This is a genomic window from Wenyingzhuangia sp. IMCC45574 (assembly GCF_054182685.1).
The window spans coordinates 3627117-3653284 of record NZ_CM135169.1; the positions used below are offsets into that span (position 1 = coordinate 3627117).

Consider the following 26168-nt stretch of genomic DNA (forward strand, 5'->3'; position numbering starts at 1 on the left):
AATAATATTTATGAGTGAAAATAAGAATATAGTGTTAGTAATATCGGTTTTAATTGTTTTTATATTTTTTTTAATTGGTAATGAATATACCTTTGAAGATCGTGTTCTAAAAAAAGCATTAAATAAAAACTATAGAGGAGTTATTGTTGAAAAATATATAGATTATGAAAATCATGCTATTCCTAAAGTAGTTCTAAAAGATAAAAGGGAAGTTATAATTTATAAAAAGATATACGATAAAATAGAATTGGGTGATTCAATATCTAAACTAAAAGGAAGTTTTAAAGTATACTTATATAAACAGAAAAGAAAGATAGTTTTTGATACGGCTAATTATTGAATGTTTAAACTATCACAAAACTATTTTTCCCTCAGGTTCTCGGTGTAAACCAGATGACTCGGAAATGTTTTCCGAGCCTAGAATTTAATGTTATTTTGAGTTTAACTCTAGTTCTCTCCCCAAATGACGATACTTTCGAAAACCTATTTTTGTTAACGTGTAAACACTAATTTACCAAAACCCTGAATTAGCAGATAACTATTTATCCGACCAAATAGCCAATTCATTCCCAGCAGGGTCTATAAAATGAAAACGTTTACCACCTGGGAAAGAAAAAATAGCTTTAGAAATTTGCCCACCAAATTTTACAACTGTTTCTAGAATGGATTCAAGGTTTTCGTGGTACAACACAACCAAAGCACCGTTAATAATAGGTTCTTCAGAGTATTCAAAGCCTCCTTCTAAACCACTATCACTAAATGCGGTGTAGTCGGGTCCATAATCCATAAAAGTCCATCCAAAAGCATTAGCGTAGAATACTTTTACAGCAGCTAAGTCTTTCGCTTTAAACTCAATGTAATTAATAGCAGTTCTAGTCATTCGTTTTTTTTTTAGCAATATTTCGTTCAAAGGTAATTAACAAAGAAGGAAGAATTACCAAGTTAGAAACCATAGCGAACAATAGGGTAATAGAAATCAACCCTCCTAAAGCTTTAGTACCTCCAAAACTAGAAATAATAAATACCAAGAACCCAAAGAATAATACAATGGAGGTATAGAACATACTTAACCCAGTCTCGCGTAAGGCTTTGTAAACAGATTTTCGAATCTTACCCTTACTAGCTTGTAGTTCTTGCCTGTATTTGGCTAAAAAGTGAATTGTATCGTCTACTGATATACCAAAGGCAATACTAAATACTAAAATAGTAGAAGGTTTTAGTGGAATTCCTAAGTAACCCATAATACCCGCAGTAATCAATAGTGGCAATAAGTTCGGAACCAATGAGATTAAAATCATCTTATAGTTCAAGGATAATAAAAAGAATCTTTTGTTCTTAAACAAAGAACCAATAAAAATAGAGATTAAGATTACCGCTAAAGTTAAAGAAGTAACTAAGTTGTTAATTAGGTAATTGGTTCCTTTTACAAAAACCAAAGCCTTACCAGTCATTGTTACATGATATCTTTTTTCAGGAAAATGGTCTTTAATAATAGATTGTAAACGATCCTGAATTTCTTCCATACGTTCCGTACCAATGTCTTTCATAAACGTAGTAATTCTTGCATATCTACCAGTACTATCTACCATACTATTCAGTGCATTGGTATTACCACCAGAGTTTTTGGCATAACTTAATATAAAGTTCTTTTCTTGAGACGTTGGTAAAGCGTAAAAATCTACATTTCCGTTGTAAAAAGCTTGCTTAGAAAATTTTACCAAATTATTTATAGAAATGGGTTTAGAAAGTTCAGGTATTTTTAGAATTTCCTGCTCCAATTTATCAATACGTTTTAGGGTGCTTAGTTTCATAACACCTTTGTCTTTTTGGGTATCTACCAATATTTCTAACGGAAGTACCCCTCCAAATTCTTTTTCAAAAAATACAATGTCTTTATAGAATTGTGTTTTTTTAGACATGTCTTCAATCAAACTACCCGATACTTTAATTTGATTGGCACCAATCAATGCAACAAAAGCAATTAAAAAAGTAGCTAAGTAGGCATATTGTCTTTTATGACGTACAATCTGAGTCATTTGATTGATAATACCATCGGCCCACTTCTTTTCTAAGTGTTTTAAGTGTTTAGCTTTAGGCAAAGGCATAAAGCTATATAAAGTAGGAATCAATGTAATTGACAAGACAAAAATCCCCAAAATACTTACGGCAGCCACAACACCAAACTCTTTTAATAAAGTACTCTTGGTAAAGATAAAAGTGGCAAAACCTGCAGAGGTGGTAATATTAGTCATTAAAGTAGCATTACCAACTTTGGTAATAACTCTCTGTAATGATTTTGCTTTGTTTCCGTGTTTTTTAACTTCCTGTTGATACTTATGAATCAGGAAAATGGCATTAGGTACCCCAATTACAATAATTACAGGTGGAATTAAAGCGGTTAAAATAGAAATAGTATATCCAAATAAACCAATAAAACCAATAGACCAAACAACACCAATTATTACGACACTTAAAGTAATAGCCGTGGCTCTAAAAGAACGGAAGAAAAGAAAGAAAATTAGACCTGTAATTGCCAATCCCAGCCCAACGAACATTCCCATTTCAGATTTTACACTGGCGGAATTCATACTACGGATGTAAGGTACCCCAGAAACTCTAACCTGTAGGTTGTTGTCTTTACTAAATTTATCTATCAAAGGGTTAAATACATCTCTAATAAAGATTGCGCGAGCTTTGGTATTTACTACCTGCTTATCAATGTAAACCAAGGTCTGTACCGTACCTGTTTCTTTGTTAAAAAGTAAATTGTCGTAAAAAGGAAGATCGTTAAATATGTGATTTTTAACGTCTTGTATTTCTTTTAGGTTAAGGTTCTTTTTATTGAAAAGTGACTTTAGTTCAAAATTTTGCTTACTTACATTCTTCTCTAATTCTTGTATGTTGGTAAAAGAAATAACTCCTTCTATTTCTTTTTTAAAGGAACCAATAGTATCCGCTAAATGTAACCAATTGTTAAATTTTTGTTCGTTTGTAAATAGGGTATTATCCTGTACAGCCAATACAATAATATTTCCTTCTTCTCCAAATATGTCTAAAAACTCATCATATTCAATATTAATAGGATGGTCAGAAGGTAATAGGTTTGCCTCAGTGTACGAGAACTGAACATTTCTAAATTGTAGCCCTAAAAGAGCAGTAAAAAAAGCAATAATGATAAGAGTCGCAACTCTATGAGTTAAGATAGTCCTAGCCAGCGTATTCCAAAAATTCATAACCGGTGTTCGTGTTCAGTGGTATTAGTTCATGATAAAAGCTATCTAATTTAGGAATTTATCCTCTATTAGATAGCTTTTTGGTTGATTTTAAAAGTATTACAATTATACTTTCATAATTTCTGCATCCTTAACTACGTACAATTCATCAATTTTTTTGATGTAAGTGTCTGTTAAGCCTTGAATGTCTGCTTCAGCATTTGCTTTTTCATCGTCAGAAACCTCAGTTTTTTTAATATCGTTGTTAGAATCTCTACGAATGTTTCTGATACTAACTTTTGCATGTTCAGCTTCCGATTTAGCTTGTTTAGAAAGTTCTTTACGTCTTTCTTCTGTTAATGCAGGAACGTTAATGATAATACTTTCCCCATTGTTCATAGGGTTAAACCCTAAGTTAGCATTCATAATCCCTTTTTCAATTTCTGGAATCATGTTTTTTTCCCATGGCTGAACTGTAATAGTTTGGGCATCTGGAGTGTTTACATTGGCTACTTGACTTAATGGTGTTTGAGAACCATAATAATTTACCATAACACTTCCTAACATAGAAGGACTAGCTTTTCCAGCTCTAATATTACTAAACTCTTTTACCAAGTGGTTAATGGCATTTTCCATTCCTTCTTTGGCAGAATCAATAATAAATGTAACTTCTTCGTTCATAATATTCTTATTTATCTGTTACTACTGTACCTATATTTTCACCTTTGATTAACTTTTGTAAGTTACCTCTAGTGTTCATATCAAAAACTAAAATAGGTAATTTATTTTCTTCACTTAAAGTAAATGCTGTAGAATCCATAACTTTTAAACCTTTTCCTAAAACATCTTGATAAGAGATTGTTTCGAATTTAGTTGCTGTTGGATCTTTTTCTGGGTCTGCAGTATAAATACCATCTACACGAGTTCCTTTTAAAATTACATCTGCCTGAATTTCGATAGCTCTTAATACAGATGCAGTATCGGTAGTAAAATACGGGTTTCCTGTACCTGCTCCAAAAATAACAACTCTTCCTTTTTCTAAATGTCTAACAGCTCTTCTTTTAATAAATGGCTCTCCAATTTCTTCCATTTTAATTGCTGTTAACAATCGAGTAGGTACGCCTACAGCTTCTATAGCGCTTTGCAAAGCCATACCGTTAATACAAGTAGCCAACATACCCATGTAGTCTCCTTGTACTCTATCCATACCCTGTGCAGCACCAGAAACACCTCTAAAGATATTTCCTCCACCAATCACAATTGCAATTTCCAATCCAGTATCTACTGCTTCTTTAATTTCTTGAGCATATTCTGCTAATCTTTCTGGATCAATACCGTATTGGTTATTCCCCATTAAAGCTTCTCCACTTAGTTTTAATAGTATTCTTTTGTATTGCATGGTTGTTATTAAGATTTGTGCAAATATAAAATTTTAGTTTAAAATTTAGTTCGCTTCGTTGGTTTCTTGTTGATGATTTCTAATCAATAAAAAAAAGCCTCTCAAAATTAATTTGAGAGGCTTTCTATTTTATCATTACGATAATTAGATTATCCTAATGTTACTCTTGTAAAACCAGTAACTTCAACGTTAGAAGCTGCCACATATGCTGCAACAGTTTTCTTTTCGTCTTTAATAAAGTTTTGGTCTAATAAACATTGTTCTTGATCTAAAGTTGTGTTGTCAGAAATGAATCTTTCCATTTTTCCTGGTAAAATTCTATCCCAGATTTTCTCTGGTTTTCCTTCAGCAGCCAATTCAGCTTTAGCATCTTCTTCTGCTTTTGCTAAAACTTCTTCAGTTAATTGAGACTTAGAAATAAATTGAGGAACGTTTTTTAAAGTTTTCCCTAATCTTCCTAATTCAATGTTATCTTTTTCAATAGCAGCAATTCTTGCTTCAGTTTCAGAAGCAACAAATGCAGGATCAAAATCTTTGTAAGATAATGAAGTAGCTCCCATAGAAGCAACTTGCATTGCAATATCTCTAGATAAAGTATCAGCGCTATCAATAGCTTCAGATAAACCTACTAAAGAAGCAATCTTGTTTCCAACGTGAATGTAAGAACCTACGAAAGGAGCTTCAACTCTTGCGAAATCATTAATCTCTAATTTTTCTCCTACTACACCAGTTTGTTCAACTAATTTATCAGCAACAGAAACACCACCAAAGTCAGAAGCTAAAAACTCTTCTTTAGTTTTGTAGTCTAAAGCTGCAGCTGCTAAAGATTTAGCTAAAGCAACAAAATCTTCGTTTTTTCCAACAAAGTCAGTTTCACATCCTAATACTATAGAAACTCCAACAGTTTTGTCTTCGTTTACTACAGAGATAGCTGCTCCTTCGCTAGACTCACGATCAGCTCTTTTTGCAGCCATTTTCTGACCTCTTTTACGTAATACTTCAATCGCACCATCAAAATCACCTTCAGCTTCGATTAAAGCTTTTTTACAGTCCATCATACCAGCTCCAGTAATCTTTCTTAATTTCATTACATCAGCTGCTTTAATATCTGCCATAGTTATATTTTTTTAATGTTATTTTATAAAATGAACGGTACAAAATTAGAAAAGTTTTGTACCGTTACATGTTAAATTTTTGTAATATTATTTTGCTCCTTCAGTAGCAGGTGCTTCAGCCTCTTGTGCAGGTGCAGCAGCAGCTTCTTTACCAGCTTTTCTTTCGCTTAATCCTTTAGCAACAGCTTCAGTAGTTAACGATAAGATCTTATCAATAGATTTAGAAGCATCATCGTTAGATGGAATTACAAAGTCAACATCACTAGGATCAGAGTTTGTATCTACCATTGCAAAAACAGGAATGTTTAATTTCTTAGCTTCTGCTACAGCAATGTGCTCTTTCTTAACATCAATAATAAATAAAGCTCCAGGTAAACGAGTCATATCAGAAATAGAACCTAAGTTCTTTTCTAATTTAGCACGTTGACGATCGATTTGTAATTTTTCTCTTTTAGATAAAGCATCAAAAGAACCGTCAGTCTTCATTCTATCAATCTGAGCCATTTTCTTAACAGCTTTACGGATAGTAACAAAGTTAGTTAACATACCACCTGGCCATCTTTCTGTAATGTAAGGCATGTTTACAGCTCCAGCTTTTTCAGCAACGATATCTTTAGCTTGTTTCTTAGTTGCAACAAATAAGATTTTTCTTCCTGATGCAGCAATCTTTTCTAAAGCAGCAGATGCTTCGTCAATTTTAGCCGAAGTTTTGTATAAATCAATGATGTGAACTCCGTTACGCTCTGTGTAGATGTAAGGAGCCATACTTGGGTTCCACTTTCTTGTTAAGTGTCCAAAGTGTACACCAGCATCTAATAATTCTTGAATATTTGCCATAATATATATTGTTTAGAATTGTTATTTAGGCAATGGCTGAGTAGTTTCTTACAGATGTTAGATTTCAGAAGTTGAATAATTAAATTATTCAGGATTTCTAGGATCTTATATCTAAACTGAAAGTCTTAACCATTTGACTAAACAATGTTTTTAATTTGTTGTTAGCTTTGTAAAGCTAAAGGCTGAAAGCTTAAGAATAAATTGATAAACTTTAAACCTTGTAACTTTAAAAACTTTGTAAATATTAACGCTTTGAGAATTGGTATTTCTTTCTCGCTTTCTTTTGTCCGAATTTCTTACGTTCAACCATTCTAGGGTCACGAGTTAATAATCCTTCTGGTTTTAATACAGTTCTGTATTCAGGATTAATTTCACACAATGCTCTAGAGATTGCCAAACGAATAGCTTCAGCTTGTCCTGTAACTCCACCACCGTAAACATTTACAGTAATGTCAAAAGACTCTAAGTTGTCAGTTAATAATAAACCTTGTTTAACTTTGTACTGTAAAGTACCAGTAGTTAAGTAAGCATTTAATTCTTTTCCATTAACAGTAATGTTTCCTTTTCCTTCAGAAACGTATACTCTTGCTACGGCAGTTTTTCTTCTACCAATTTTGTGAATAGTTTCCATAATTATTTAAGGTCGTTTAAGTTAATAGCTGATGGTTGTTGAGCTTCTTGAGCGTGCTCAGCACCTGCATAAACGTATAAGTTTTTGTAAAGAGCGCTTCCTAATTTGTTTTTAGGTAACATTCCTTTTACTGCTTTTTCGATTAATCTTGTAGGATCTTTTTCGAACATTTCTGTTGCAGTTAAACTTCTTTGACCTCCTGGGTAACCTGTGTGACGAATGTAAGATTTGTCAGACCACTTGTTTCCAGTTAATTGAACTTTTTCAGCGTTGATGATTACAACGTTGTCACCACAATCTACGTGTGGAGTAAAGCTTGGCTTGTACTTACCTCTAATAAGTTTTGCAACTTTAGAAGCTAAACGACCCAATGTTTGTCCGTCCGCATCAACTAAAACCCACTGCTTATCAACAGTTGCTTTGTTAGCCGATACCGTTTTGTAACTTAATGTATCTTTTGACATTAGTTTTTGTATATAATTAAACAATAATTCTTCTTGGATTCTCCAAGGGATTGCAAAATTAGCACTATTTTTTTAATTGGCAATAAAAAAATAAGGCTATAAATTATTTAAATTTACAGCCTTTTTATTTTTAAAAGATTCATTTTCAGAATCCTCGTATATCAGATTATAGCTTTGCTTTTTTAGCTAATAATTTCTTTTGGTACCTGCTTTGTACTATATCTATTAAAACCAATATGGTAATTACAAAATAGAAAGTAGTTTTGCTCATTGGTGTAATATGATTTCCAAATAGTTCTATATGGGCTAAGTGTCCTCCTTCTGTAAGTAGCATAATTCCAACTATAAAAAGTATAAAAAGTCCCAGAACTTCATACATTCTGTTTTTCTTTAAGAATTTAGATACTTTATCAGCTAAAACTAACATTAGTCCACCGCTTAAAACAATAGCAATAGCCATAATAATAAAAGAAGTGGTCTCATCTTTTATCTCGCTAGTTAAGCCAATAGCAGCTAGAATAGAATCAAAAGAAAAAACAAGGTTCATAATTACAATAGTAACAATTGCTGCTGTGGCACTTTTTTTTGATTTTGAATCGTTGTCAACCCCTTCTTCTAAATCGTGTAAAGAAAGCATGTGCCAAATTTCTTTAATGGCGGTGTATAAAATAAATCCACCTCCAACAAGTACTATAATGCTGTGGCCGTTAAATGAAAACTTTACAATGTCTTTAATTTCTCCAGTTAACAAAGAGAATGGTTCTTGAAAAAGGTCTATCACGGAGACTAGTATAAATAGAAGAACAATTCTTAATACAATAGCTATTAAAATTCCTTTTTTTCTAACTCCTGCTTGGGTTTCAAGAGGTGCTTTTTTAGATTCTAAAGAAATGTATAATAAATTGTCGAATCCTAAGACTGCTTGTAGTATAACAAGCATAACCAGTGTAAAAATGCTTTGTAAGCTAAATAAATTTTCCATAGTAATTTTGAATTGTTCTTTGTTGTAAAAAAGTGATGAGTTTTGTTTATTCGAATACAGAGTCTACCTAAAAAATATATAGATCTTGGTTAGAAATAAATCTATTATTACGATACTTAAATACAAAAAAAATCAAGCTTAAGTTTATAGAACTGTATAGGTGTAATTAATCTTCTTTTTCTAAGACAACTTTGGTTTTAGACCATCTATCGTGCCAACCACCTTCACTACCCAAAAATGAAAAAGCGTCAAAAGGAACGATTCGATAGGCACTTCTTGCTAGAATCGTATTCAAAGATGGTTTTTCATTTTCTTCGGTCAGCACTTTTGTTTTCGTGATGATTTTTCCAAGTGTTTTTCCAGTATAAAACTCAAAGACTGAATAATAGATAAATGTAATAATGAACCCGGTTACGTAATCGAATATTTTATTCCCTTCCATAGATAGAATAAATGAAGGAGCTAGTAATCCTAAAATAAGCCCAAGGATAGCTGCAATAATCAACTTAAAGACTAAGTCGATTAAATAGTTTGCAAAACGCTTACTCTTAGAGGCTTCTTCATAAAGATTATCTAATTCTAAAAGATCGTTTTTTGCTTTTAAAACAGAATCTTCATTGTAATCATTACAGGTGTTATCATAATTAGGCTTTTTGAGTGTTAATCCACAAATAATTCCTTGTTCTAACGTTGCTTTGTGATTAGTGCAGCTTTTACATAAAGATAAGTTCTTTAACATAATTTATTTTTTCCAGTAAAAGTATCAATTAATGCGCATCTAACCAATTGTTTCCCATATCTGTATCTACTACTAAAGGAATGCTTAATTTATAAGCATTTTCCATCTTAGAAATGATTAAAGGTTTTAATTCTTCTAGTTCATCTTTATGGATGTCAAATACCAATTCATCATGTACTTGCAGTAACATCTTACTTTGATAATTTCCTTCTTCCAAGGCTTGCTGAATGTCAATCATAGCTATTTTAATAATGTCAGCAGCGGTTCCTTGGATAGGAGCATTTACAGCGTTTCGTTCGTCAGCAGAACGTACAATAGCGTTTGCGGAGTTGATGTTTTTTAAATATCGACGTCTGTCTAATAAGGTCTTTACGTAACCGTGCTCCTTGGCAAAGTCTACTTGATCTGCCATGTATTTTTTCAGCGTAGGATAGGTTTCGTAGTAGGTGTCAATTAGTTCTTTAGATTCTTTTCTACTTAAATTCGTTTGTTGACTCAGTCCAAAGGCAGAAACTCCGTAGATAATTCCAAAGTTTACAGTTTTGGCATGGCTACGTTGTTCTCTTGTTACCTCTTCTGGTGCAATACCAAAAACCTTGGCAGCTGTGGAGCGGTGAATGTCATCTCCATTTTGGAAAGAAGTAACCATTTCTGGATCTTGACTTAGCTCTGCGATTAATCTTAATTCTATTTGAGAGTAATCCGCAGCAAAAAGAATGTAGTTTTCGTCTTTTTTAATGAAAGCTTTACGAATTAATTTTCCTCTTTCGGTTCTTATAGGGATGTTTTGTAGGTTCGGATTGTTAGAACTTAAACGCCCTGTTGCGGCAGTAGATTGACTATATGTTGTGTGTACTCTATTAGTCGTAGGGTTTACTTCGTTTGGTAAGGAATCTACATAAGTGTTCTTCAATTTTACCAATCCACGATAACTTAATATTTTATCTACAATTTCATGTTCCGAGGCTAATTTGTTTAGGATGTCTTCTCCTGTAGCGTATTGACCTGTTTTTGTTTTTTTGGGTTTGTCAACCAATTTCATATTTTCAAATAAAACAATACCTAATTGTTTTGGTGAAGCGATATTGAATTCTTCGCCTGCTAAAGTGTATATTTCTTTTTCTAGGTTGATAATATCAGAGTCCAATTTAACAGATAATTCTTTTAAGAAATCAACATCTAAGTTAATTCCCGCTAGTTCCATTTTTCCTAAAACTTTTAGTAGTGGAAGTTCAATAGAATCGTATAGTGTTTCTAGGTTGTTCTCTTTTAGCTTTTCTCTAAATTGTTTTTCTAATTGAAAACACACGTCGGATTGTTCGCAAGTATAGGGTGTGATATTGTCTAGACTAACGTCGGAAAGTTTTACTTTGTTTCTTCCTTTACCTAAAACCTTTTCCTGATGTGTTACTTCGTAATTTAAGTACGTTTCTGACAAGACTTCTAATTGATGTCTCATGTCTGGATGTAACAAGTAGTGTGCTAAACTAATGTCAAAAATATCCCCGTGTAATACAATGTTGTAGTTTGCCAATATTTTAATATTGCTCTTTACATCATAACAAATCTTTTCTATAGATCTGTTTTCAAAGAAGACTTTTAGTTCTTCTAGAATTTGGAGTTTGTTTTCGGTTACAGGTATGTAGTATCCGGTATTGGGTTCGTATGAAAATCCAAACCCTATAATTTCATCCTTAAAATTTTCTCTTTCCGTCACCAGTTCAAAAGACACCTTGGGTTGTGTTGCTAGTTTTCTTAAGAATAGTTGTCTAGAAAAGTCTGTGTTTATATATTGATAAACAGATTTAGAGGAAGAGATAGTGCTGTAGCCTGTTGAAACCTGTTCGGGAGTAGATCCTTCCGAAAATAAATCAAGTTGATCACTAGGAGTGATGAGGTTTGTCTCTTTTTTTTCGGCTGTTACAACAGTTGGTTCTGGATTAAAAAGTTTGTTAATGCTGTCTGCAATTCTTCTAAACTCTAGATCGTGAAAAATTTTATGAACTTCTTCTAGGTTGGGTTTGCACATTGTAAAATCCTCTTCGTGATACGCAACAGGACAATCCAACATAATAGTTGCAAGCTGCTTAGATAGAATACCAAGTTCTTTATTGGCTTCTACTTTTTCTTTCATTTTACCTTTTAACTCGTGTGTATTAGCTAAAAGGCCTTCCATAGAGCCGTATTGTTTAATAAATTTTTTGGCAGTTTTGTCTCCAACACCAGGTAATCCAGGGATGTTGTCAACAGCATCACCCATCATTCCCAAATAATCTATCACTTGTAAAGGGGATTCTACTTCAAATTTTTCTTTTACTTTTTCTACGTCCCATATTTCAATACCATTTCCCATTCTTGCAGGACGATACATAAATATGTTCTCAGAAACCAATTGTGCATAATCTTTATCCGGAGTCACCATGTATACCTGGCATCCTTCTTTTTCTGCCTGTTTGGCAAGTGTTCCAATCAAGTCGTCTGCTTCAAAACCAGCTTCCTCAATAATGGGGATGTTCATGGCTTTTAAGATTTCTTGTATGTAAGGAACTGCAATTTTAATAGCTTCTGGTGTTTCTTGCCTGTTGGCTTTGTATGCTTCAAAAGCTTCAGTCCTTGCTGCAGATCCTCCTTTGTCAAAAGCTACTGCAAGTAATTCTGGTTTTTCTCTTTTAATAACATCTAGTAGGGAGTTAGTAAAACCTAAAATGGCAGAAGTATCCATGCCTTTAGAGTTTATTCTAGGATTTTTGATGAGGGCATAATAACCTCTAAATATTAATGCAAAAGCGTCTAATAGAAACAGTCTTTTTTCCGAAGCCATACGTGAAATTTTAAGTAGGGTAAATGTAACTAAAACTAGTGAATTGTAAGTGAAAGATTAAGTAGATACTGAGGTTTGTTAATAAACTGTTTTCTTTGTGTGAAATTATTTGTTGTTTTTTTTGTATAATTGTATAAAAAGTTATATTACACTAATTTTTGTGGTAATACAAATATTTGTCCAATAAAAAGGAGTTTAAAAAACAATACTAATATGACGAAATTTGGTGATTTAATTAAGGTAGATGTTCCTGTGTTGATTGATTTTTATGCGCAATGGAACGATGAAGAAGAAGAGCCTACAGGTATGGTTTTAAGAGATGTTGTTGCAGCTTTAGGTGATAGAGCAAAGGTGATTAAAATTGATATTGAAAAGAACGAAACTTTGGTGAATGCTTTAAAAGTAAAAGCGAATCCTACTTATGTTATCTATAAAAATGGAGATATGAAATGGAGGCAAGCTGGTGAGCAAGATGCTAATACTTTGATAAGTTTAGTGCAGCAGTACGTTTAAGGAATTACCTTAAAACAATACCCTTTATCTTTTAATTCTTTCAATACCCTAGGAAGTGTTTCTTTAAGTCTTGGAAATGCTTTTATACTGTCGTGAAATACCACAATGCTACCATTAGAAACATTGTTAAGTACGTTTTTGGTACATTTCACGTGAGAGATTGTATTGTCAAAATCTCCGCTTAGCACATCCCACATAATAATTTGATATCCCATTTCTATAAGCTTCTTTACTTGTTTTGGAGTTGTTTTTCCGTAGGGAGGCCTAAATATTTTTGAAGAATTTTTTTGGCTGATATGCTCTTCGGTAAGAAGTATGTTTTCTATGTATGTTTGATTGTTGTTTTTCCAACCATTTAGATGGTTAAATGTGTGGTTCCCAATTTTGTGATTTTCTGAAATGATTTGTTTTAGAATTTCAGGATGTTTTCTAATATTATCGCCAATGCAGAAGAAGGTTGCCTTAGCGTTGTAAATTCTTAGTTGTTCTAATACCCATGGTGTTATTTGGGGGATTGGACCATCGTCAAAAGTAAGATAGATTTCTTTTTCCTTTGTGTTAAAACTCCAAACCAATTTCTTAAAAAAGGTCTTAAGTAAGTTTGGAGTTTTAACAGGGTATGTTTTCATATATTATTTCAATAATCCTTCGAAAATTTCTATATGTTCAATGAATTCTTTTTCAACTTTTTCTTTGTAAACAGTGTCTTTCTCGTACTTATTTACGTCTGCAGCAATTGTTTGGTACATTCTAAACTCTGTATCTAGTTCCTGAGAAAGGTAGTTGATGTTTCCTCTAGTTAACTTGCTAAAATAAAGTAGTTTTTGTTGGAATATATTAAGTAATAAATCTGCGGCTTTTCTAGCTTTTTCGGGCCTGTTTAATAAGTAGTATTGTTCTGGAAATCCAAGGCAGACACCATACTGTTGGTATTTTTCTATAGGTAGTTTTTCAAAGCTAATATCTAGTATTTCTTCAGCTTTATCTAGTTTACCTTCGTTAATTAATGCTTCAACTAATCTAGAGATGTTGTTTCTGTATGATATAGAGTTTTTTCTAGATTCATTATCAACGTAAAAGTCTTTTCCATGATGACCAAAATCCCAAGATTTTATTTGTTCATAAAGTTTGTCAGAGTCAATTCTTCCCATACCCAAAATACCATATTCGTTTGGTGTTTTAATAGGTACTAGTTGAAAAGCTAAACCATCTAATTGTAAGTGATCTTTTAGCCATAAGTATTCGTCGTCGCTATTAGATCCTCCAGTAAAATAGATAGGTCTTTCCCAATTGTTGTTCGCTAAAATGTCTAACATTAAAATTCTGTTTTTAGTCAAACCTCTTTCATCTACATCTAAATCCATGTGGTCAACAATTAAGGCAGAGTCTTTTGCTTTAACAATTCCATTTTTTAGAACAGCTTCTTTATCAATGTTTAATCTAAGTTTGTTGGTAGGATAAAATTTTTCAAATTTCCCTTCTCCAACTTCAAGATAGGTCTTTTTACTAGGAGAACTTATCCATGTCATAAAGTCTTTAATGTCCCATCTTCCTTCTAGTTGCCCCGTATGGTAAGCTACATCCAAAGTTCCCCAGCGGTATTGTTTGTGAGTTAGTTGAGATGGAATAGGAGGGGCATCATAAGTTTTTCGCTTCATTTGGTCTATATACCAATCTGTAGCTAGTAAACTTGTATTGATGATTTTAATATCGGTTCTGTAACCTTCTACTTCTTGCATGTACCAAAGTGGAAAGGTATCGTTGTCTCCAATGGTAAATAAAATAGCGTTTTTGTCACAAGAATCTAAATATGCTTTTGCGTTAAAAAATGCAGTGTATTTGTTAGATCTGTCATGGTCGTCCCAATTTTGTGAAGCCATTAATAAGGGAGATACTAATAAGCAAGAAGCTGGTATTAATATGGCTACTGCTTTAGATGGTTTTATAAAAGAGCTTACTTTTTCAAAAATAGCGTAAACTCCAAAACCAACCCACATTGCAAAAATATAGAAAGAACCTACTATTGCGTAATCTCTTTCTCTTGGTTCAAAAGGCTTTGGGTTTGTATAAAATATAATAGCAAATCCGGTAAAGGCAAAGAAAAGTAATAGGTTGTAAAAGTTTCTCTTGTTTCTAGTAGATTGATATATTAGGCCTATTATTCCAAGAATAAATGGAATCCCAAAGTATAAATTTCTCCCTTTGTTGTTTTTCATTTCATCGGGTAGGTTGTCTTGAGATATTCCTACGGCTAAATTGTCTATGGGTTTAATTCCAGACATCCAGTTACCGTTAAAAGGATCCATTCTACCCTGCTCGTCATTTTGTTTTCCAATAAAATTCCAAAACAAATATCTAAAATACATGTATCCAAATTGAAATTTAGCCATAAAGGTTATGTTCTGACCAAAAGTAGGTTTCTCTCTACTCTTTTCAGGAATTCCTGCAATAGATTTGTAATAAGGTTCAGAGGCTGGCATTACCATTCGTGGTATAAAACCTTTGTGTTTGTCAGATGTTTTTTCGCGAGCGTTTTTGTAATCGTTTACAATAATGTATTTACCGTTTTCTAAATCTTTTTCATACTTAGGTTTTACATCTTGCATTATTACTTCTCCATTTGCATCTCTTGCAGGTTCTCTATCGTATTTAGAAGAGTAATAGGTGTCGTAAAAAATATTTGCATCACCGTATTGTTCACGATTGTAGTAGGCTAATAATTCTCTAGCAGAAGCAGGGTTGTTTTCATTAATGGTGGTGTTGGTGTTAGATCTTATAGGGAGCATAAGCCAGCACGAAAATCCAATCATCACAAATAAAATAGAGAGTAAAGCAGTGTTTGCTAAATACTTTTTATTTTTTTTGGTGTAGTTTAATCCAAAGTAGAAAGCAGCTATAATTACCAAGCCAGCTATAATAGTACCAGAATTAAAAGGTAGTCCTAAATTATTAATAAAAAACAATTCAGAAATACTAAAGAATTTAAGGGTAAAAGGAAACAAGAATTTAAATATAAATACCAAGGCTCCTACAGCAATAATGTTGGCAATAATAAAATTTTTAGTATTGTATTTTTTGTAATAGTGGTTTAAATATATAAATACAATAGAAGGTATTACTAATAGAGATAGAATGTGTACACCAAAAGATAGTCCAATTACTAAAGAAATTAAAATTAACCACTTATTACCTCTTGGTTCTGCAAAAGCACTTTCCCATTTTAATCCTAGCCAAAACAATAAGGCCATTAAGAAAGATGACATAGCGTATACTTCGGCTTCTACAGCACTAAACCAAAAACTATCAGAGAAGGTGTAAGTTAAACTACCTACAAAGGCACTACCTAAAATAGCAATTGCCTTGTTAGTGGTGAATTCACTTTTTTTAATAGCAACTCTTTTTATTAAATTGGTAAGTGACCAAAACATAAATAGAATGGTAAAAGCACTAGCTAAGCCAGACATAAAGTTTACCATATATGCTACGTTGCTACTAGAGCTACTAAACATTGCAAAGAAAGCACCTAACATTTGGAATAATGGAGCACCGGGTGGATGTCCAACCTCTAGTTTAACAGAAGTTGATATGTATTCTCCACAATCCCAGAAGCTAACAGTGGGCTCTAGTGTTAGAGTATAAGTAACTAGTGATATTCCAAAAACAATCCATCCTAGGATTATATTCCATTTCTGATAAGTATTTTCTTTCATCTGATGATATAAAGACTAAAATTTTAGTCACAAATTTAATTAATTAAAGATGTTGGCAGTGTAAATATCAAAAAATGTTCCCTTTTATAATCAGCGAGTATATAAAAGAAAAAAATATTTTATTGATAATCAGACATTAGTCTTTTTAAGTGAAAAAAAAACGATTTTTTTTTGAAAAAAGTTTTGTGGAATCGTAGATGTGCTGTATATTTGCATCCGCAAACGCACTGTCCCATGGTGTAATGGTAACACTCCGGTTTTTGGTACCGTCATTCAAGGTTCGAGTCCTTGTGGGACAACTTTAAGAAGCTCAGTTATATAACTGAGCTTCTTTTTTTTTATATAAGTTCCTCAAAAAACTTTTTTAGAATTATTTGTGTCCTAAATAATTGATAATGAGTTGTTAGTTTGTCCTGGTGTATATCTGTTGTGGTTTATTGTTTTCAAATAATGTTATAATTTCAAGACTACGTTTAATTAATAACAACTTTCTTGATATGGAAAAAGATACGAAAACAACAAGAGGTCAAAAAGAAAACAAAAACATAACAACTATAGAGCAAGTACATGAAATCTTAATGAACGAGATTAGAAAAAACTATAAAATAATTAAAGACTTTGAATCAAAAAACGCATTCAATAATAAATAGTTTTTAAGTATTCTATTCTGTAAGTTTTTGTAGTTCAGGCATTTTTATGTGTGGGTTAAGGGGAGTAGGGTTAAAAAACATCTTTTGACTTGATTTTTCCTTTAATAATTGCTCTCTGAATTATAATAGTTTCGAACATTTTAAAAATTTTATTGTTCTCAAACGACCTTTTATCTAAGTTCAATGATATATAGGACATGATATCATCAACAGAGTATTCATCAAGAATTTCATCTAAACTACGGGGTTTTTCTTCTTTTTTTACAGAAGAAGTTAGGTCTCTGTTGGTGTTTTCTTTTTCGGGTTTGTAATGCATGTTAAATAAACTTATGAATAACGGAATTTTAGATTTTGGTATCTTTCCGCTTGTTTCATAATTATATATTGTGTTTTTACTCATCCCTACTTCTTGACCTAACTCTTCTTGAGTCATGTCTAGTTCTTTTCTTTTTTTAGCTAATTCAAATCCATCCATATTCCTAAATAGTGATAGCTTAGTCACAAAAAAGTGACTAAAAATTTTATTTTTTTGATTGTTAATCACAAAATTGTGATTATATTTGTGATTAATGAGGCGTTAATACAAATATAACAATTAAAGGTTATTGATAATATTTTATAATGCTCATTATAAAAATGATATAAGTTAGTTACCCCTATCTTGCTAGACTATCTTATTGTTTGCTAGAAAAAGAGAAAAAATATGTTAAAGATTAAGAACATAGCGTTATGCTGTAGCATAAATACTATTTATGTACCTCAAGTGTTTTTTGCAAAAATCAACTTTTACTTAATTCGTATTCTGCGGAATATTAATTTCTAGATTCATTATTAGCTAAAACTACATTATTCCTATCATTTTTTAGAGGGATAATTTAAAAGTTCAAAAGATTGTTGAAAATTAGAAATTAATAAAAATGGGAAGATCAAGAGCATTTAATATGGCGTTGGAATTGTCAGATAAAAGAGGATATAAAGAATTAAAAAACTCTCATTCATACATTGTATGTGATTCTATTTTGGTGAATCATTCCAATAGAACCTTTTTTTTTACCCAACGTAGTGTTGCTAAAACAATTATTCAGCACAGCCGCTTTATTGCAGAGGTTGTGTCCTAGTTTTATTAGAATTATTAAAAGAAAAAGTTATGAAAGAAGGATATTGTGCAAGTATAAATGTAAGTGCGTTTTTTAAAGATATTTCGGAAATGGATGCAGATTGTGTGGGTTGGTATACAAAGTTAATTTTACACGAGTTTGAAAAAGGAAGTTTGCCTAATAGTACCGAAAAATTAGCATCTCTTTGTGGGGTAGCTTATTCGGAGTATCCAAGGTTTAATAGAGTATTTCAAAGGTATATTAAGATGAAGTTTATTCCCGATGAAGAGAATAGATTGGTGCATGGACAGTTTTCCGAATTGGTTAAAGAGAAAAAATTGTACTTAGACAAACGTGTAATCGCTGGAAAGAAAAGTTATTTAATAAAATTTTTAAAAAAGGAGTATCATATGGACAAGACTCTTGCTAATTACGTAAAGGAAAGGCTGAGTTTGGAGGATTTAAATCTAAAGAATGATAAACTTTTAAAGAAAAAAGTTGATCGTTTATTGAAAGAAAAAAACATAATTCTTTTTAAGAGGAAAGATGTAGAAGCTTGGTCATATCAAGAGACTTTAAATACTTCTAGAATTGATGATATGAAATTTAAAGAGGACGTTGTTACTTTTTTTGATCAAAAAACTCCAACCTTAACAAAACGTGCTATGGATTATATGGGGAATATTAATGATTATGATTTCTTTAAAGAGCAAACAGAGGCTTATATGGAGTACAAAGAATTAACTTCTGGTAAATCTATGTGCTGGAGAAGGTATAAAACAAGTTGGAGAAATAAAGATTGGAGAAAGCTTTTAGGTAGATTAGAAGAAGCGGGGTAAAAAAAGTTGACTAAGATAAATTTAGTCAACTTTTAAGGTTTAGAAAATTAGGGGCTAGTTATTAATTCTTTTGATAAAAGCTTGTACAGCTGCTTCTATTCCTCGTCTTAAAATGCTTCTAAAACCAAAAGTGGCTATTAGAATTAATCCAGCTATCCAGGGGTACCATTCAGGTAAATCATTTAACGTTTTAAAACTATCTATCATATAAGTATTAAGGTTTTCCCAATTTCCTGTTTTGTATGCGGTAATAAAGGGTACAATTATTACAATGGCAAAAGGTGTGTAAACAATCGTCATTAAAAACTCATCTTTCCAAGATTTTTGCATTTGTTTCACACTTTCAAAATCAATAGAATTGTCAGATGCTGTTATGCTTTCAATTCTTTTAACTTCTGCAAATGTCTTAGCTTCATTAATTTTGTTTTCTGATTCTATTTTAGAGAGCTTTCTTTTAGCTCTATTTTCTATGGCTTTTTTTCCTATGCCAATAAGGTCTAATACTGCGCTTATCCAATTCATAGTGTTCGTGTTTAAAATTCATTTAATAATATATAGGTTACGCTGTCTTGATTGTTTAATTGATCGAGCGTGTAATAATAATCTTTAGCGTCGTTTACAACTTGGCACCCAACAGACCAACCGTTTATAAACCAGTTAATTCTTTTTTGGTGTATAGTATAAGTGTTGGTATGAAAATTAAAGCCTTTATTGTATTCCCAGTTCCAATTTTTATTGGGGTCTTTAGGAGATGTTTTACGGATAATTTTAAATCCACCTACTTGTCTTAGTGCTTTCATTTTTTTCTTGTGAAGTCCAGGTTTCCAAACATTGTAATAACATTCGTCTGCTTTAATCTGGCCAACCCCTTTTTTATTCCACTTAAAGTAATTTTTAAAGCCATATGAACCACTATTTGTGGTTCCTGTAAGGACGTTGACACATTTTAGTTCCTTGTTAAAATGATAGAATTTATCATCGTATTTGTTAAATGCATTCTCTGAAGATCTTACTCCAATTAAAAAATCCTTATTAGGAAATCCAGAAAAACTTTTAAGGGATTGTATCTTGTTTAGTAGTTGTCTGTCTGTATATTTTTTTACGTTTGTCATGGTCTAAATTTTAAGGTTTGTGGTTACTGTGTTGAAACAACAATTTCCTCTATGTAGTATTCATTAATTCCAGAGATGTCTGTTTTTCTTATGTAAGCTTCGAATCGAATCTCCAGATGATCTTCATATGTTTTTAGAAATTGAATTTCATCGCTTATAGCATATAGTTTTCCTATATGAAGTGACTTTAATTGTTTCCAACTGATTAAGGTTTTGTTTACCGTCAGGTAGAAAGAGTTTAGAATATTTTCTATAGATTCTGTTAAATCTAATATTCTAGCTTTGTAGATTTCTCTTTCCGATTTTAGTTTTTTTATATTTTGTTTATAGTTTTCCACGTATAACTTCTTTTAGTTGTATTGTAAATTGATGATATTTTTCAACAAAAGTTTTCATGTCATGGTTAGCCTCTTTTAAGTCCTTAGTGTGGCTGTTTATGATCTCCATAATTTTGCTGTCCTTTTTTGCCAATTCTTTTTCCTTGCTTTTGTACAAATAGATAATAACCCCACCAAGAGCAATAATGCTTGATATTAAGATGGATTTAAGACCTAAATCTTCGTAATTACTAGGGGCGTGTTGTAAAAAAAATAAATAATTAATCATATTGTTTTCTTTTTTTGGGATTATAGAATTGAGTAGGGGTGGAGTTTCCTCAATTTTATAATCAGTGTTATAATAGCTTTTTTTTAGTTTTTTGTATAGGAAATACCATATCAGAATAAAACTCTGATATGGTATTAGTCAAGGAGTAACTTTGTATAAAAATTGCTATGATCTATGATTAAATGAAATGTAAATATGTTACTCCTTGAATTTTTAATTATTGAGTTTTAATTCTCTAATACCAGCTTCAGGAAATCCTTCTGCATTGTATTCTAAATTGCTCTTGTCAACACCCGTAAATGGTGTCCAGTCAATTTTATTGATTCGAATGTGAGCCACATCAAAATCAGCATTGATTCCTGCCCAAGAACCTAATCCACTGTTGTACATGTCTGTACCATTGTTATAGAACTCTTCTATTTTTGCTTCTTTAAAAGTTGGGAACCAACCTCCAAAGGTGTACTTCATAATATTAAACGGTACAAATGCTCTATTGGTTCTAATTAGGACATTGTCTACATACAATTCTGTTCTATCAGGATACCATGCAATTCCCCATTCGTGGTATTGATTGTCGTTGTACCTGTGAGCCAACTTTGTTAAATAGGCTAAGTATTGTTCACCTCCGTAGCTTGTTTGGTCGTACGCCCATCCATTACCAGATGATTTTTCACCAATCCAGTTGTTAAATTTACAAGCATTAAATAATGGCTCGTTTCTATCCTGTACGAATGAAGATTCCTTTACCCATGAACTAAAACTATTTGGGTTGTTGGTGTCAATCAGTAAGAAGGTACCGTATTTATCTGCTGATGATGGGTCTTGTACACCAACTCTGTACTGGTCGTCTATAGCATCTGGGTCGAAATATGCATTTTCTAATTCATCCCAACTAGCGAATACTCCCATACAAACATGTGATGGTAATTCCATATCAATTTCATTGTTAATAACCATGTAAGGGTCTCCGCCAGAGTAGGGTTGTCCTCCTTTGGCAATCCATTCGTCCCATCTTGGGTCTGATGGATACAACTCCATGTAGTGGAAGAACCATAGAGCAGGTGATAAACCACGCATTTCTGTTGGAATCTTCATGTTTACATTCATTCTACCATATTCACAATATTTTTTTGTGATTAAAATAGAACCCACTCGTGTTGTTCTGTCTGCTCCTACGTTAGGATCATTTGGTCCTGTGTACTGAGATGGAATACCGTAACCGTTGAATGAACTGTCTTTGGCTGGTTTTGCAACACCTTTAATTTCTCCGTTTAGCGGGTGTTCGTCTCCATGTTGTTCCAAAACAACACACTTCTCGGTTTCATCAAAGTATATCAGTTCACCATTGGTTCCTCCATTATACCCTCCCCACTGAGTGTGGTTTGTATCGAATAATCCAACAAACTTTTCTTTCTCAGCTTCAAAATCCGCAGCATTGCTAAAGTCTACCGAAAAAGGTTGGTCGTGTAATTCGTCTTGAGGGTCTAACAAGGTAATTGCAGCTTGTCCAATTTCTCCACTTGTATTGGATTTACATGTAATTGTATAGTCTCCACTAGGAATGTCTGGGTCAATAATTGTATTAATGGCATCAGATCTAACAAACCCAATCCACTTTATATCTGTTTTGTATTCGTTAGTACTTACATTTCCTGAGTTTAATGCAGGGATGTCTATTTCGTATGTAGCTGCATTTACTGTTGTAAGATTTATCAAATCACCATTAGTAGAATCGTTAATTAGTAAAGTGCCATTGTTGTCTTTAAAAATACTATCTAAAGTTGTACCTCCAGCTTGTTGAGCATCTATACTATTAATTTTAAAATCTAATAGATCTTCCGATGTTCCTGATGGAAGAATGATGTTAAAATCTAGCCTAAAAGAGTACGCAAAATCATTAGGTAAAACAAATTGGGTGATGTTCCCGTTTCCATTACTTAGTGTTTTGGTGATTTCTACCTCTTGGAAAGAAGAACTAGTATCGTATTGATATAGGTATCCTTTTAAACAAAAAGTGTAATCATCACCTGGCGAATTTAAATCGTAGTTAATGTCTACAACAACATCACTTCTGTTAGAAACACCTCTAAATGGAGCGATTGTTTGGTCTCCTAGTTTAATATTGGTGTTTGGTAAGAATACTACATCTCCACTAGCTGAACTGGTGTTCTTAAATACCAATGTTGGTGTGTAATCATAGAATTTAAAAATCTTAAATAAGTTTTCAATAATTTCTCTTTGATTTGCATCATTGGTGTCATCCATTGGGGTGTCAGATCCGTACTCGGCCAATGTTTTGGTATAAATAGTGTCTGGTAATTCTGTAAAATACATTCTATTTATATTTAAACCATTGGTGCTTCCGTCTTTTGCTCCAAAATACACTCGATCGTTAGAGCTAGATGTAAAGAAAGATGGATTGATACCAGAAGAAGTAATTTTATCTATTACATTACCTTCTTCGTAGATGTATGCTCTTACTTCTGGGTTAAAAATTAAACGAATTCCATACCACTTGTCCGTTGCGAAAGTTTGTGAAAAGGACACGGTGGTCGTTTCATCACTAAGACTAATAATTCCGTTGTTATATGTAACTTTAAAGAATTGGGTCTCGCTTGAATTGTACGATTCAAGTAGTACTACATTGTTGTTTGTACCATCTATATAGAAATTAAAACAAAGGTTAGAGTCTTGGGTTGACATGATGTTGTACGCAAATAAGCGTGCATTCTCATCAGTATGTGACCAGTTTAGACCTAAATATCTAGACTGTCCAATATTAAAAGCTTTTGATACAATTTCTGTATTGTTACTACTTGTTTTAGTAACCCAGCTTTTTCCGTTAGGAGACTCTAAAGGTCCCCAAAGACTGTAAAATTCTGCAAATTTCTCGGTGCTTTTGTAATAGAAACCGTTTGTATTTGTTGGTTCCGATATTTCTTGCAATCCGTTTAGGTACCAAGTAAAATGTTGGCCTTTGTATAATTTTTTCATGTATAATGGACTTTCTCCAACATACATATTTCCACAAGTAGTGAATGTTTCCACGTATTCTATTAGAGTAGTCTTGTTGACTACTCTAATTTGGTATTCAGTTTTCTCTAATAAATTTTCTAAAGATACTTTTTGGTTTAAAAAACCTTTGGTGTCTACAGTAATGTTATCAGCAACCAAAGACCACACGGAATCAGAAGCTAGTTTGTAGTAAAAAGCCATGGTCTGATTTACATCTGCTTTTTTAACAAAATTCACTTGTTTTATTTCGTATTTAATAGGGGTCTTATCTACACTCATAACATTTTTTATTTATATGAAACTAAATTAATTCCTGTGATAGTTGCTTGACTATCAATGTCTGTTCCTACAGCTACAGCTAGGTTCTTAATCCATAGTGTATCCGAAACTTTTTCGTAGATAATATTTTCTACGGTGTCTACAACTCTTGTTCCTATTGGTTCCGAAGAATATTGACTAGAGAAATAAGTTGTTTGGTCTACTACAGATCCGTCTAAGATGTAGTTTACTGCTCCTGCGTTAGAGTTACCAGATGAACTTCCTTCTGATGAACTTTGTTTTTGAATTAGATCGATGTCTAATATTCCTTCTTTAAACCAGTATTCTTCTATACTTCCATTAGAGATTATTCCTACGGTTTTACCTAGGGTTCTAAAAGGTGAGGTTAAAGTTGTTAATGCTTCTGATATGGAGTTGTATGGTCCATAATCGAAATCTACATTTGCTGAAGCTGCGCTAATAATTCTTACTTTGTTGTTTAATCCTGTGTACGGCATTTTATTTGAATTTTAAATTAAGTTTAATGATATAATTACGTCTTGTCCTAGTGGTGCAAGACCTTGGAAATAGTATAATGTATGGCTTTCGTCATCTATTGATATTGTAGATGTTAAGTACGAGTTGTTTGTACTAGAGTAGAAAATGTCTGCTGCAATAGCACTGTTTACGGCACTTTCTAATGATAGTCCAGATGGAACAGTAAAGAAGTGTACATTTTCTGCATCAAAAGGAGCATTTATTGTGTCATTTTGTGTTAATGTACTAGACGAAAAACTTTTGATGTTTACAGATGTTGGAATGCTGTTACTCTGTCCGTAGTACACCGTTGTATTGTTTGTAGGTGTTGGGTCTTCGTTGTTAGAGTTGTCGGTACCACAACATTTAGATACTAAATTGGCATCGGCAGTTCCAAATTTAAACCAGTATTCTTCTTGAATACTGTTGGCTAAGTCGTAGATTAAAACGGTTAAACCAACGGTTCTTGATCCTGCAGGTATTGCAGCTAAGGCATTTGCAACAGAAGTATACGGTCCGTAATGTGCATTAATACTGTTGATTAAATTTTGAACGTAATTCTGTGTTGTAAAGGGGCTTAAACCATCTCCATCATTATTTAGTTCGCTTAAATTACTGATGTTTTGAGTGTTTAAGTCGGCTAATGTTGCAAATGGACTTGTTCCGTCTCCATCATTGTTTAACTCGCTAACGTTTGTTGTTCCTCCAGTGTTTACATTGCTTAAATCTAAAAGTGTAGCAAACGGGCTGTTACCATCACCATCGTTTGTTAAATCACTTGTTTTAGTTACAGATGGACAAGAATTGAACTGAAGACAGTAGTTGTTGTTGTCTATCAGGTTGTGGGTTCCTGTAGTTTGATTAGCATCTAAGGTATAAACAATGTGTGTGTTGTTTATAATTTGATAGCTGTCTACTTTAAACTCTAGGCTGTTGTCAGAGTTGTTTTCGTCAACAATTTTTAAAGTTAATTTTTGATCTCCAATATAAGTAAGTGCTTCCGTTTGGTCTTCACTTTCACTGTTTTGAAGATTTACAATTAACGATGTAATTGAGGTGGGGGCTGTGTTACCACTGTTTGTGGAAAAGAAACCTCCGGTCTGTTCTGCTGTAGCAACATTACTTACAAAAGAGTAACCAATGCTGCTATTGAAGTCGTCTAGACTAATGTCTATAGAGATCTTTTTGCTGTTACATGAATTTATTATCATAATTATTATTTATTTGTTACCTCAAAATTATTTTAAAGAAGTCTTGAATATTTTTTTGAGAGTATTTTGATGTGCTTTTTTGGAGCTTGTTAAAAAAGAAGTCTTTGTTTAAAAGGAAGGTTTATAAAAAGTGTTGAACAAGTGTTTGAACAAGTAGTTGAACACTTGTTCAAAAAGTGTTCAAACCTTCAGTGTTTACGGGGGATTGTAAATTGCTTTTTTAGAGATAAAAACGTAAAAAAGTTAACTTTTTCACAAAAAAGTGACTTTTTTTTAATGTTTTATCTGTGGGTTTTTGTGTTTAAGTGGTTGTTTTTTAGTGTTTTACGTCTGTTTTTGGAGTGGTTTTTAAAAATGTCAAGTTTTTGAAGAAAAAAATAAAAGTGTCAAGTTTTTGAAAAAGTTGACAAAAAAGTTGAC

26 protein-coding genes and 1 tRNA gene are annotated in these 26168 nt (G+C 32.5%); 6 read left to right on the forward strand and 21 right to left on the reverse strand.

The annotated features are described in order from the left end of the window. Positions 1-10 precede the first annotated feature (10 nt). The gene (locus tag ACXHHC_RS15565; protein ID WP_458227291.1) at positions 11-340 is read left to right on the forward strand and encodes a hypothetical protein; all 330 of its coding nucleotides are present in this window, start codon (positions 11-13) and stop codon (positions 338-340) included. 198 nt (positions 341-538) lie between these two features. Here ACXHHC_RS15565 and ACXHHC_RS15570 read toward each other — a convergent pair whose 3' ends face one another. From ACXHHC_RS15570 to polA, 11 genes are all read right to left on the reverse strand, one after another. Continuing rightward, a complete protein-coding gene (locus ACXHHC_RS15570) occupies positions 539-880 on the reverse strand; it encodes a VOC family protein (RefSeq protein WP_458227292.1) in 342 nt (113 codons plus the stop codon). Then, entirely contained in the window at positions 873-3233 is a 2361-nt protein-coding gene (locus ACXHHC_RS15575) for an efflux RND transporter permease subunit (RefSeq protein ID WP_458227293.1), read from the reverse strand. Before ACXHHC_RS15575 ends, ACXHHC_RS15570 begins: the two co-directional genes overlap by 8 nt. 105 nt (positions 3234-3338) lie before the next feature. After that, the gene (gene frr, locus ACXHHC_RS15580; RefSeq protein ID WP_458227294.1) at positions 3339-3893 is read right to left on the reverse strand and encodes a ribosome recycling factor; all 555 of its coding nucleotides are present in this window, start codon (positions 3891-3893) and stop codon (positions 3339-3341) included. 7 nt (positions 3894-3900) lie between these two features. After that, positions 3901-4611, reverse strand: coding sequence for a UMP kinase (gene pyrH / locus ACXHHC_RS15585; RefSeq protein ID WP_458227295.1), 711 nt, complete (start codon positions 4609-4611; stop codon positions 3901-3903). Positions 4612-4760: 149 nt separating this feature from the next. Then, positions 4761-5726, reverse strand: a complete 966-nt coding sequence (gene tsf / locus ACXHHC_RS15590) for a translation elongation factor Ts (protein ID WP_458227296.1) — start codon at positions 5724-5726, stop codon at positions 4761-4763. Positions 5727-5813: 87 nt separating this feature from the next. Then, positions 5814-6563 (reverse strand): 30S ribosomal protein S2, encoded by a 750-nt coding sequence (gene rpsB / locus ACXHHC_RS15595; RefSeq protein WP_458227297.1) that lies wholly within the window; start codon positions 6561-6563, stop codon positions 5814-5816. Between the two features lie 244 nt (positions 6564-6807). Continuing rightward, entirely contained in the window at positions 6808-7194 is a 387-nt protein-coding gene (gene rpsI / locus ACXHHC_RS15600; protein ID WP_458227298.1) for a 30S ribosomal protein S9, read from the reverse strand. 2 nt (positions 7195-7196) lie between these two features. Beyond that, positions 7197-7658: a 50S ribosomal protein L13 gene (rplM, locus tag ACXHHC_RS15605; RefSeq protein WP_458227299.1), complete on the reverse strand. Its 462-nt coding sequence runs from the start codon at positions 7656-7658 to the stop codon at positions 7197-7199. A gap of 166 nt (positions 7659-7824) precedes the next feature. After that, positions 7825-8640: a TerC family protein gene (locus ACXHHC_RS15610; protein WP_458227300.1), complete on the reverse strand. Its 816-nt coding sequence runs from the start codon at positions 8638-8640 to the stop codon at positions 7825-7827. A 166-nt stretch (positions 8641-8806) separates the two neighbouring features. Further along, on the reverse strand, positions 8807-9379 hold the full coding sequence (locus ACXHHC_RS15615) for an RDD family protein (protein ID WP_458227301.1): 573 nt from the start codon (positions 9377-9379) through the stop codon (positions 8807-8809). A gap of 28 nt (positions 9380-9407) precedes the next feature. After that, complete coding sequence (gene polA, locus ACXHHC_RS15620; RefSeq protein ID WP_458227302.1) at positions 9408-12200, reverse strand: DNA polymerase I; 2793 nt, start codon at positions 12198-12200, stop codon at positions 9408-9410. 213 nt (positions 12201-12413) lie between these two features. Between polA and ACXHHC_RS15625 the strand changes: the two genes are divergently transcribed. Then, positions 12414-12713: a thioredoxin family protein gene (locus ACXHHC_RS15625; RefSeq protein WP_458227303.1), complete on the forward strand. Its 300-nt coding sequence runs from the start codon at positions 12414-12416 to the stop codon at positions 12711-12713. Here the strand turns inward: ACXHHC_RS15625 and ACXHHC_RS15630 are convergent. Beyond that, the gene (locus ACXHHC_RS15630; RefSeq protein ID WP_458227304.1) at positions 12710-13342 is read right to left on the reverse strand and encodes a polysaccharide deacetylase family protein; all 633 of its coding nucleotides are present in this window, start codon (positions 13340-13342) and stop codon (positions 12710-12712) included. The two genes, ACXHHC_RS15625 and ACXHHC_RS15630, sit on opposite strands and share 4 nt — an antisense overlap. A 3-nt stretch (positions 13343-13345) precedes the next feature. Beyond that, positions 13346-16423, reverse strand: a complete 3078-nt coding sequence (locus ACXHHC_RS15635; protein WP_458227305.1) for a glycosyltransferase family 117 protein — start codon at positions 16421-16423, stop codon at positions 13346-13348. Between the two features lie 228 nt (positions 16424-16651). Here ACXHHC_RS15635 and ACXHHC_RS15640 point away from each other — a divergent pair. Together ACXHHC_RS15640 and ACXHHC_RS15645 are read left to right on the forward strand one after the other, a co-directional pair. Beyond that, positions 16652-16722 (forward strand) — tRNA-Gln (locus ACXHHC_RS15640). Between the two features lie 198 nt (positions 16723-16920). After that, on the forward strand, positions 16921-17073 hold the full coding sequence (locus tag ACXHHC_RS15645) for a hypothetical protein (protein WP_458227306.1): 153 nt from the start codon (positions 16921-16923) through the stop codon (positions 17071-17073). A gap of 70 nt (positions 17074-17143) precedes the next feature. Here ACXHHC_RS15645 and ACXHHC_RS15650 read toward each other — a convergent pair whose 3' ends face one another. Beyond that, positions 17144-17575, reverse strand: coding sequence for a helix-turn-helix domain-containing protein (locus ACXHHC_RS15650; RefSeq protein ID WP_458227307.1), 432 nt, complete (start codon positions 17573-17575; stop codon positions 17144-17146). A 415-nt stretch (positions 17576-17990) separates the two neighbouring features. Here ACXHHC_RS15650 and ACXHHC_RS15655 point away from each other — a divergent pair, with 415 nt between their 5' ends. Together ACXHHC_RS15655 and ACXHHC_RS15660 are read left to right on the forward strand one after the other, a co-directional pair. Next, entirely contained in the window at positions 17991-18191 is a 201-nt protein-coding gene (locus ACXHHC_RS15655; protein ID WP_458227308.1) for a hypothetical protein, read from the forward strand. Between the two features lie 29 nt (positions 18192-18220). Further along, positions 18221-19009: a hypothetical protein gene (locus ACXHHC_RS15660; RefSeq protein WP_458227309.1), complete on the forward strand. Its 789-nt coding sequence runs from the start codon at positions 18221-18223 to the stop codon at positions 19007-19009. A 54-nt stretch (positions 19010-19063) separates the two neighbouring features. Here the strand turns inward: ACXHHC_RS15660 and ACXHHC_RS15665 are convergent, their stop codons facing one another. The 7 genes from ACXHHC_RS15665 to ACXHHC_RS15695 all read right to left on the reverse strand — a co-directional run bounded on the left by ACXHHC_RS15665 (position 19064) and on the right by ACXHHC_RS15695 (position 25748). After that, positions 19064-19531 (reverse strand): hypothetical protein, encoded by a 468-nt coding sequence (locus tag ACXHHC_RS15665; RefSeq protein ID WP_458227310.1) that lies wholly within the window; start codon positions 19529-19531, stop codon positions 19064-19066. An 11-nt stretch (positions 19532-19542) separates the two neighbouring features. Next, complete coding sequence (locus ACXHHC_RS15670) at positions 19543-20121, reverse strand: hypothetical protein (RefSeq protein WP_458227311.1); 579 nt, start codon at positions 20119-20121, stop codon at positions 19543-19545. Positions 20122-20144: 23 nt separating this feature from the next. Then, a complete protein-coding gene (locus ACXHHC_RS15675) occupies positions 20145-20459 on the reverse strand; it encodes a hypothetical protein (protein ID WP_458227312.1) in 315 nt (104 codons plus the stop codon). Then, the gene (locus ACXHHC_RS15680) at positions 20446-20727 is read right to left on the reverse strand and encodes a hypothetical protein (RefSeq protein ID WP_458227313.1); all 282 of its coding nucleotides are present in this window, start codon (positions 20725-20727) and stop codon (positions 20446-20448) included. Before ACXHHC_RS15680 ends, ACXHHC_RS15675 begins: the two co-directional genes overlap by 14 nt. A gap of 213 nt (positions 20728-20940) precedes the next feature. Next, positions 20941-24021: a hypothetical protein gene (locus ACXHHC_RS15685; RefSeq protein WP_458227314.1), complete on the reverse strand. Its 3081-nt coding sequence runs from the start codon at positions 24019-24021 to the stop codon at positions 20941-20943. Between the two features lie 8 nt (positions 24022-24029). Next, entirely contained in the window at positions 24030-24518 is a 489-nt protein-coding gene (locus ACXHHC_RS15690; RefSeq protein ID WP_458227315.1) for a hypothetical protein, read from the reverse strand. 12 nt (positions 24519-24530) lie between these two features. Beyond that, positions 24531-25748, reverse strand: coding sequence for a hypothetical protein (locus ACXHHC_RS15695; protein WP_458227316.1), 1218 nt, complete (start codon positions 25746-25748; stop codon positions 24531-24533). Between the last annotated feature and the right edge of the window lie 420 nt (positions 25749-26168).

Excerpts from the sequence above, each read along its gene's own strand:
- ACXHHC_RS15565 (WP_458227291.1), top strand. The coding sequence starts at position 11 with ATGAGTGAAAATAAGAATATAGTGTTAGTAATATCGGTTTTAATTGTT.
- ACXHHC_RS15570 (WP_458227292.1), bottom strand. The coding sequence starts at position 880 with ATGACTAGAACTGCTATTAATTACATTGAGTTTAAAGCGAAAGACTTA.
- ACXHHC_RS15575 (WP_458227293.1), bottom strand. The coding sequence starts at position 3,233 with ATGAATTTTTGGAATACGCTGGCTAGGACTATCTTAACTCATAGAGTT.
- frr (WP_458227294.1), bottom strand. The coding sequence starts at position 3,893 with ATGAACGAAGAAGTTACATTTATTATTGATTCTGCCAAAGAAGGAATG.
- pyrH (WP_458227295.1), bottom strand. The coding sequence starts at position 4,611 with ATGCAATACAAAAGAATACTATTAAAACTAAGTGGAGAAGCTTTAATG.
- tsf (WP_458227296.1), bottom strand. The coding sequence starts at position 5,726 with ATGGCAGATATTAAAGCAGCTGATGTAATGAAATTAAGAAAGATTACT.
- rpsB (WP_458227297.1), bottom strand. The coding sequence starts at position 6,563 with ATGGCAAATATTCAAGAATTATTAGATGCTGGTGTACACTTTGGACAC.
- rpsI (WP_458227298.1), bottom strand. The coding sequence starts at position 7,194 with ATGGAAACTATTCACAAAATTGGTAGAAGAAAAACTGCCGTAGCAAGA.
- rplM (WP_458227299.1), bottom strand. The coding sequence starts at position 7,658 with ATGTCAAAAGATACATTAAGTTACAAAACGGTATCGGCTAACAAAGCA.
- ACXHHC_RS15610 (WP_458227300.1), bottom strand. The coding sequence starts at position 8,640 with ATGGAAAATTTATTTAGCTTACAAAGCATTTTTACACTGGTTATGCTT.
- ACXHHC_RS15615 (WP_458227301.1), bottom strand. The coding sequence starts at position 9,379 with ATGTTAAAGAACTTATCTTTATGTAAAAGCTGCACTAATCACAAAGCA.
- polA (WP_458227302.1), bottom strand. The coding sequence starts at position 12,200 with ATGGCTTCGGAAAAAAGACTGTTTCTATTAGACGCTTTTGCATTAATA.
- ACXHHC_RS15625 (WP_458227303.1), top strand. The coding sequence starts at position 12,414 with ATGACGAAATTTGGTGATTTAATTAAGGTAGATGTTCCTGTGTTGATT.
- ACXHHC_RS15630 (WP_458227304.1), bottom strand. The coding sequence starts at position 13,342 with ATGAAAACATACCCTGTTAAAACTCCAAACTTACTTAAGACCTTTTTT.
- ACXHHC_RS15635 (WP_458227305.1), bottom strand. The coding sequence starts at position 16,423 with ATGAAAGAAAATACTTATCAGAAATGGAATATAATCCTAGGATGGATT.
- ACXHHC_RS15645 (WP_458227306.1), top strand. The coding sequence starts at position 16,921 with ATGGAAAAAGATACGAAAACAACAAGAGGTCAAAAAGAAAACAAAAAC.
- ACXHHC_RS15655 (WP_458227308.1), top strand. The coding sequence starts at position 17,991 with ATGGGAAGATCAAGAGCATTTAATATGGCGTTGGAATTGTCAGATAAA.
- ACXHHC_RS15660 (WP_458227309.1), top strand. The coding sequence starts at position 18,221 with ATGAAAGAAGGATATTGTGCAAGTATAAATGTAAGTGCGTTTTTTAAA.
- ACXHHC_RS15665 (WP_458227310.1), bottom strand. The coding sequence starts at position 19,531 with ATGAATTGGATAAGCGCAGTATTAGACCTTATTGGCATAGGAAAAAAA.
- ACXHHC_RS15670 (WP_458227311.1), bottom strand. The coding sequence starts at position 20,121 with ATGACAAACGTAAAAAAATATACAGACAGACAACTACTAAACAAGATA.
- ACXHHC_RS15680 (WP_458227313.1), bottom strand. The coding sequence starts at position 20,727 with ATGATTAATTATTTATTTTTTTTACAACACGCCCCTAGTAATTACGAA.
- ACXHHC_RS15685 (WP_458227314.1), bottom strand. The coding sequence starts at position 24,021 with ATGAGTGTAGATAAGACCCCTATTAAATACGAAATAAAACAAGTGAAT.
- ACXHHC_RS15690 (WP_458227315.1), bottom strand. The coding sequence starts at position 24,518 with ATGCCGTACACAGGATTAAACAACAAAGTAAGAATTATTAGCGCAGCT.
- ACXHHC_RS15695 (WP_458227316.1), bottom strand. The coding sequence starts at position 25,748 with ATGATAATAAATTCATGTAACAGCAAAAAGATCTCTATAGACATTAGT.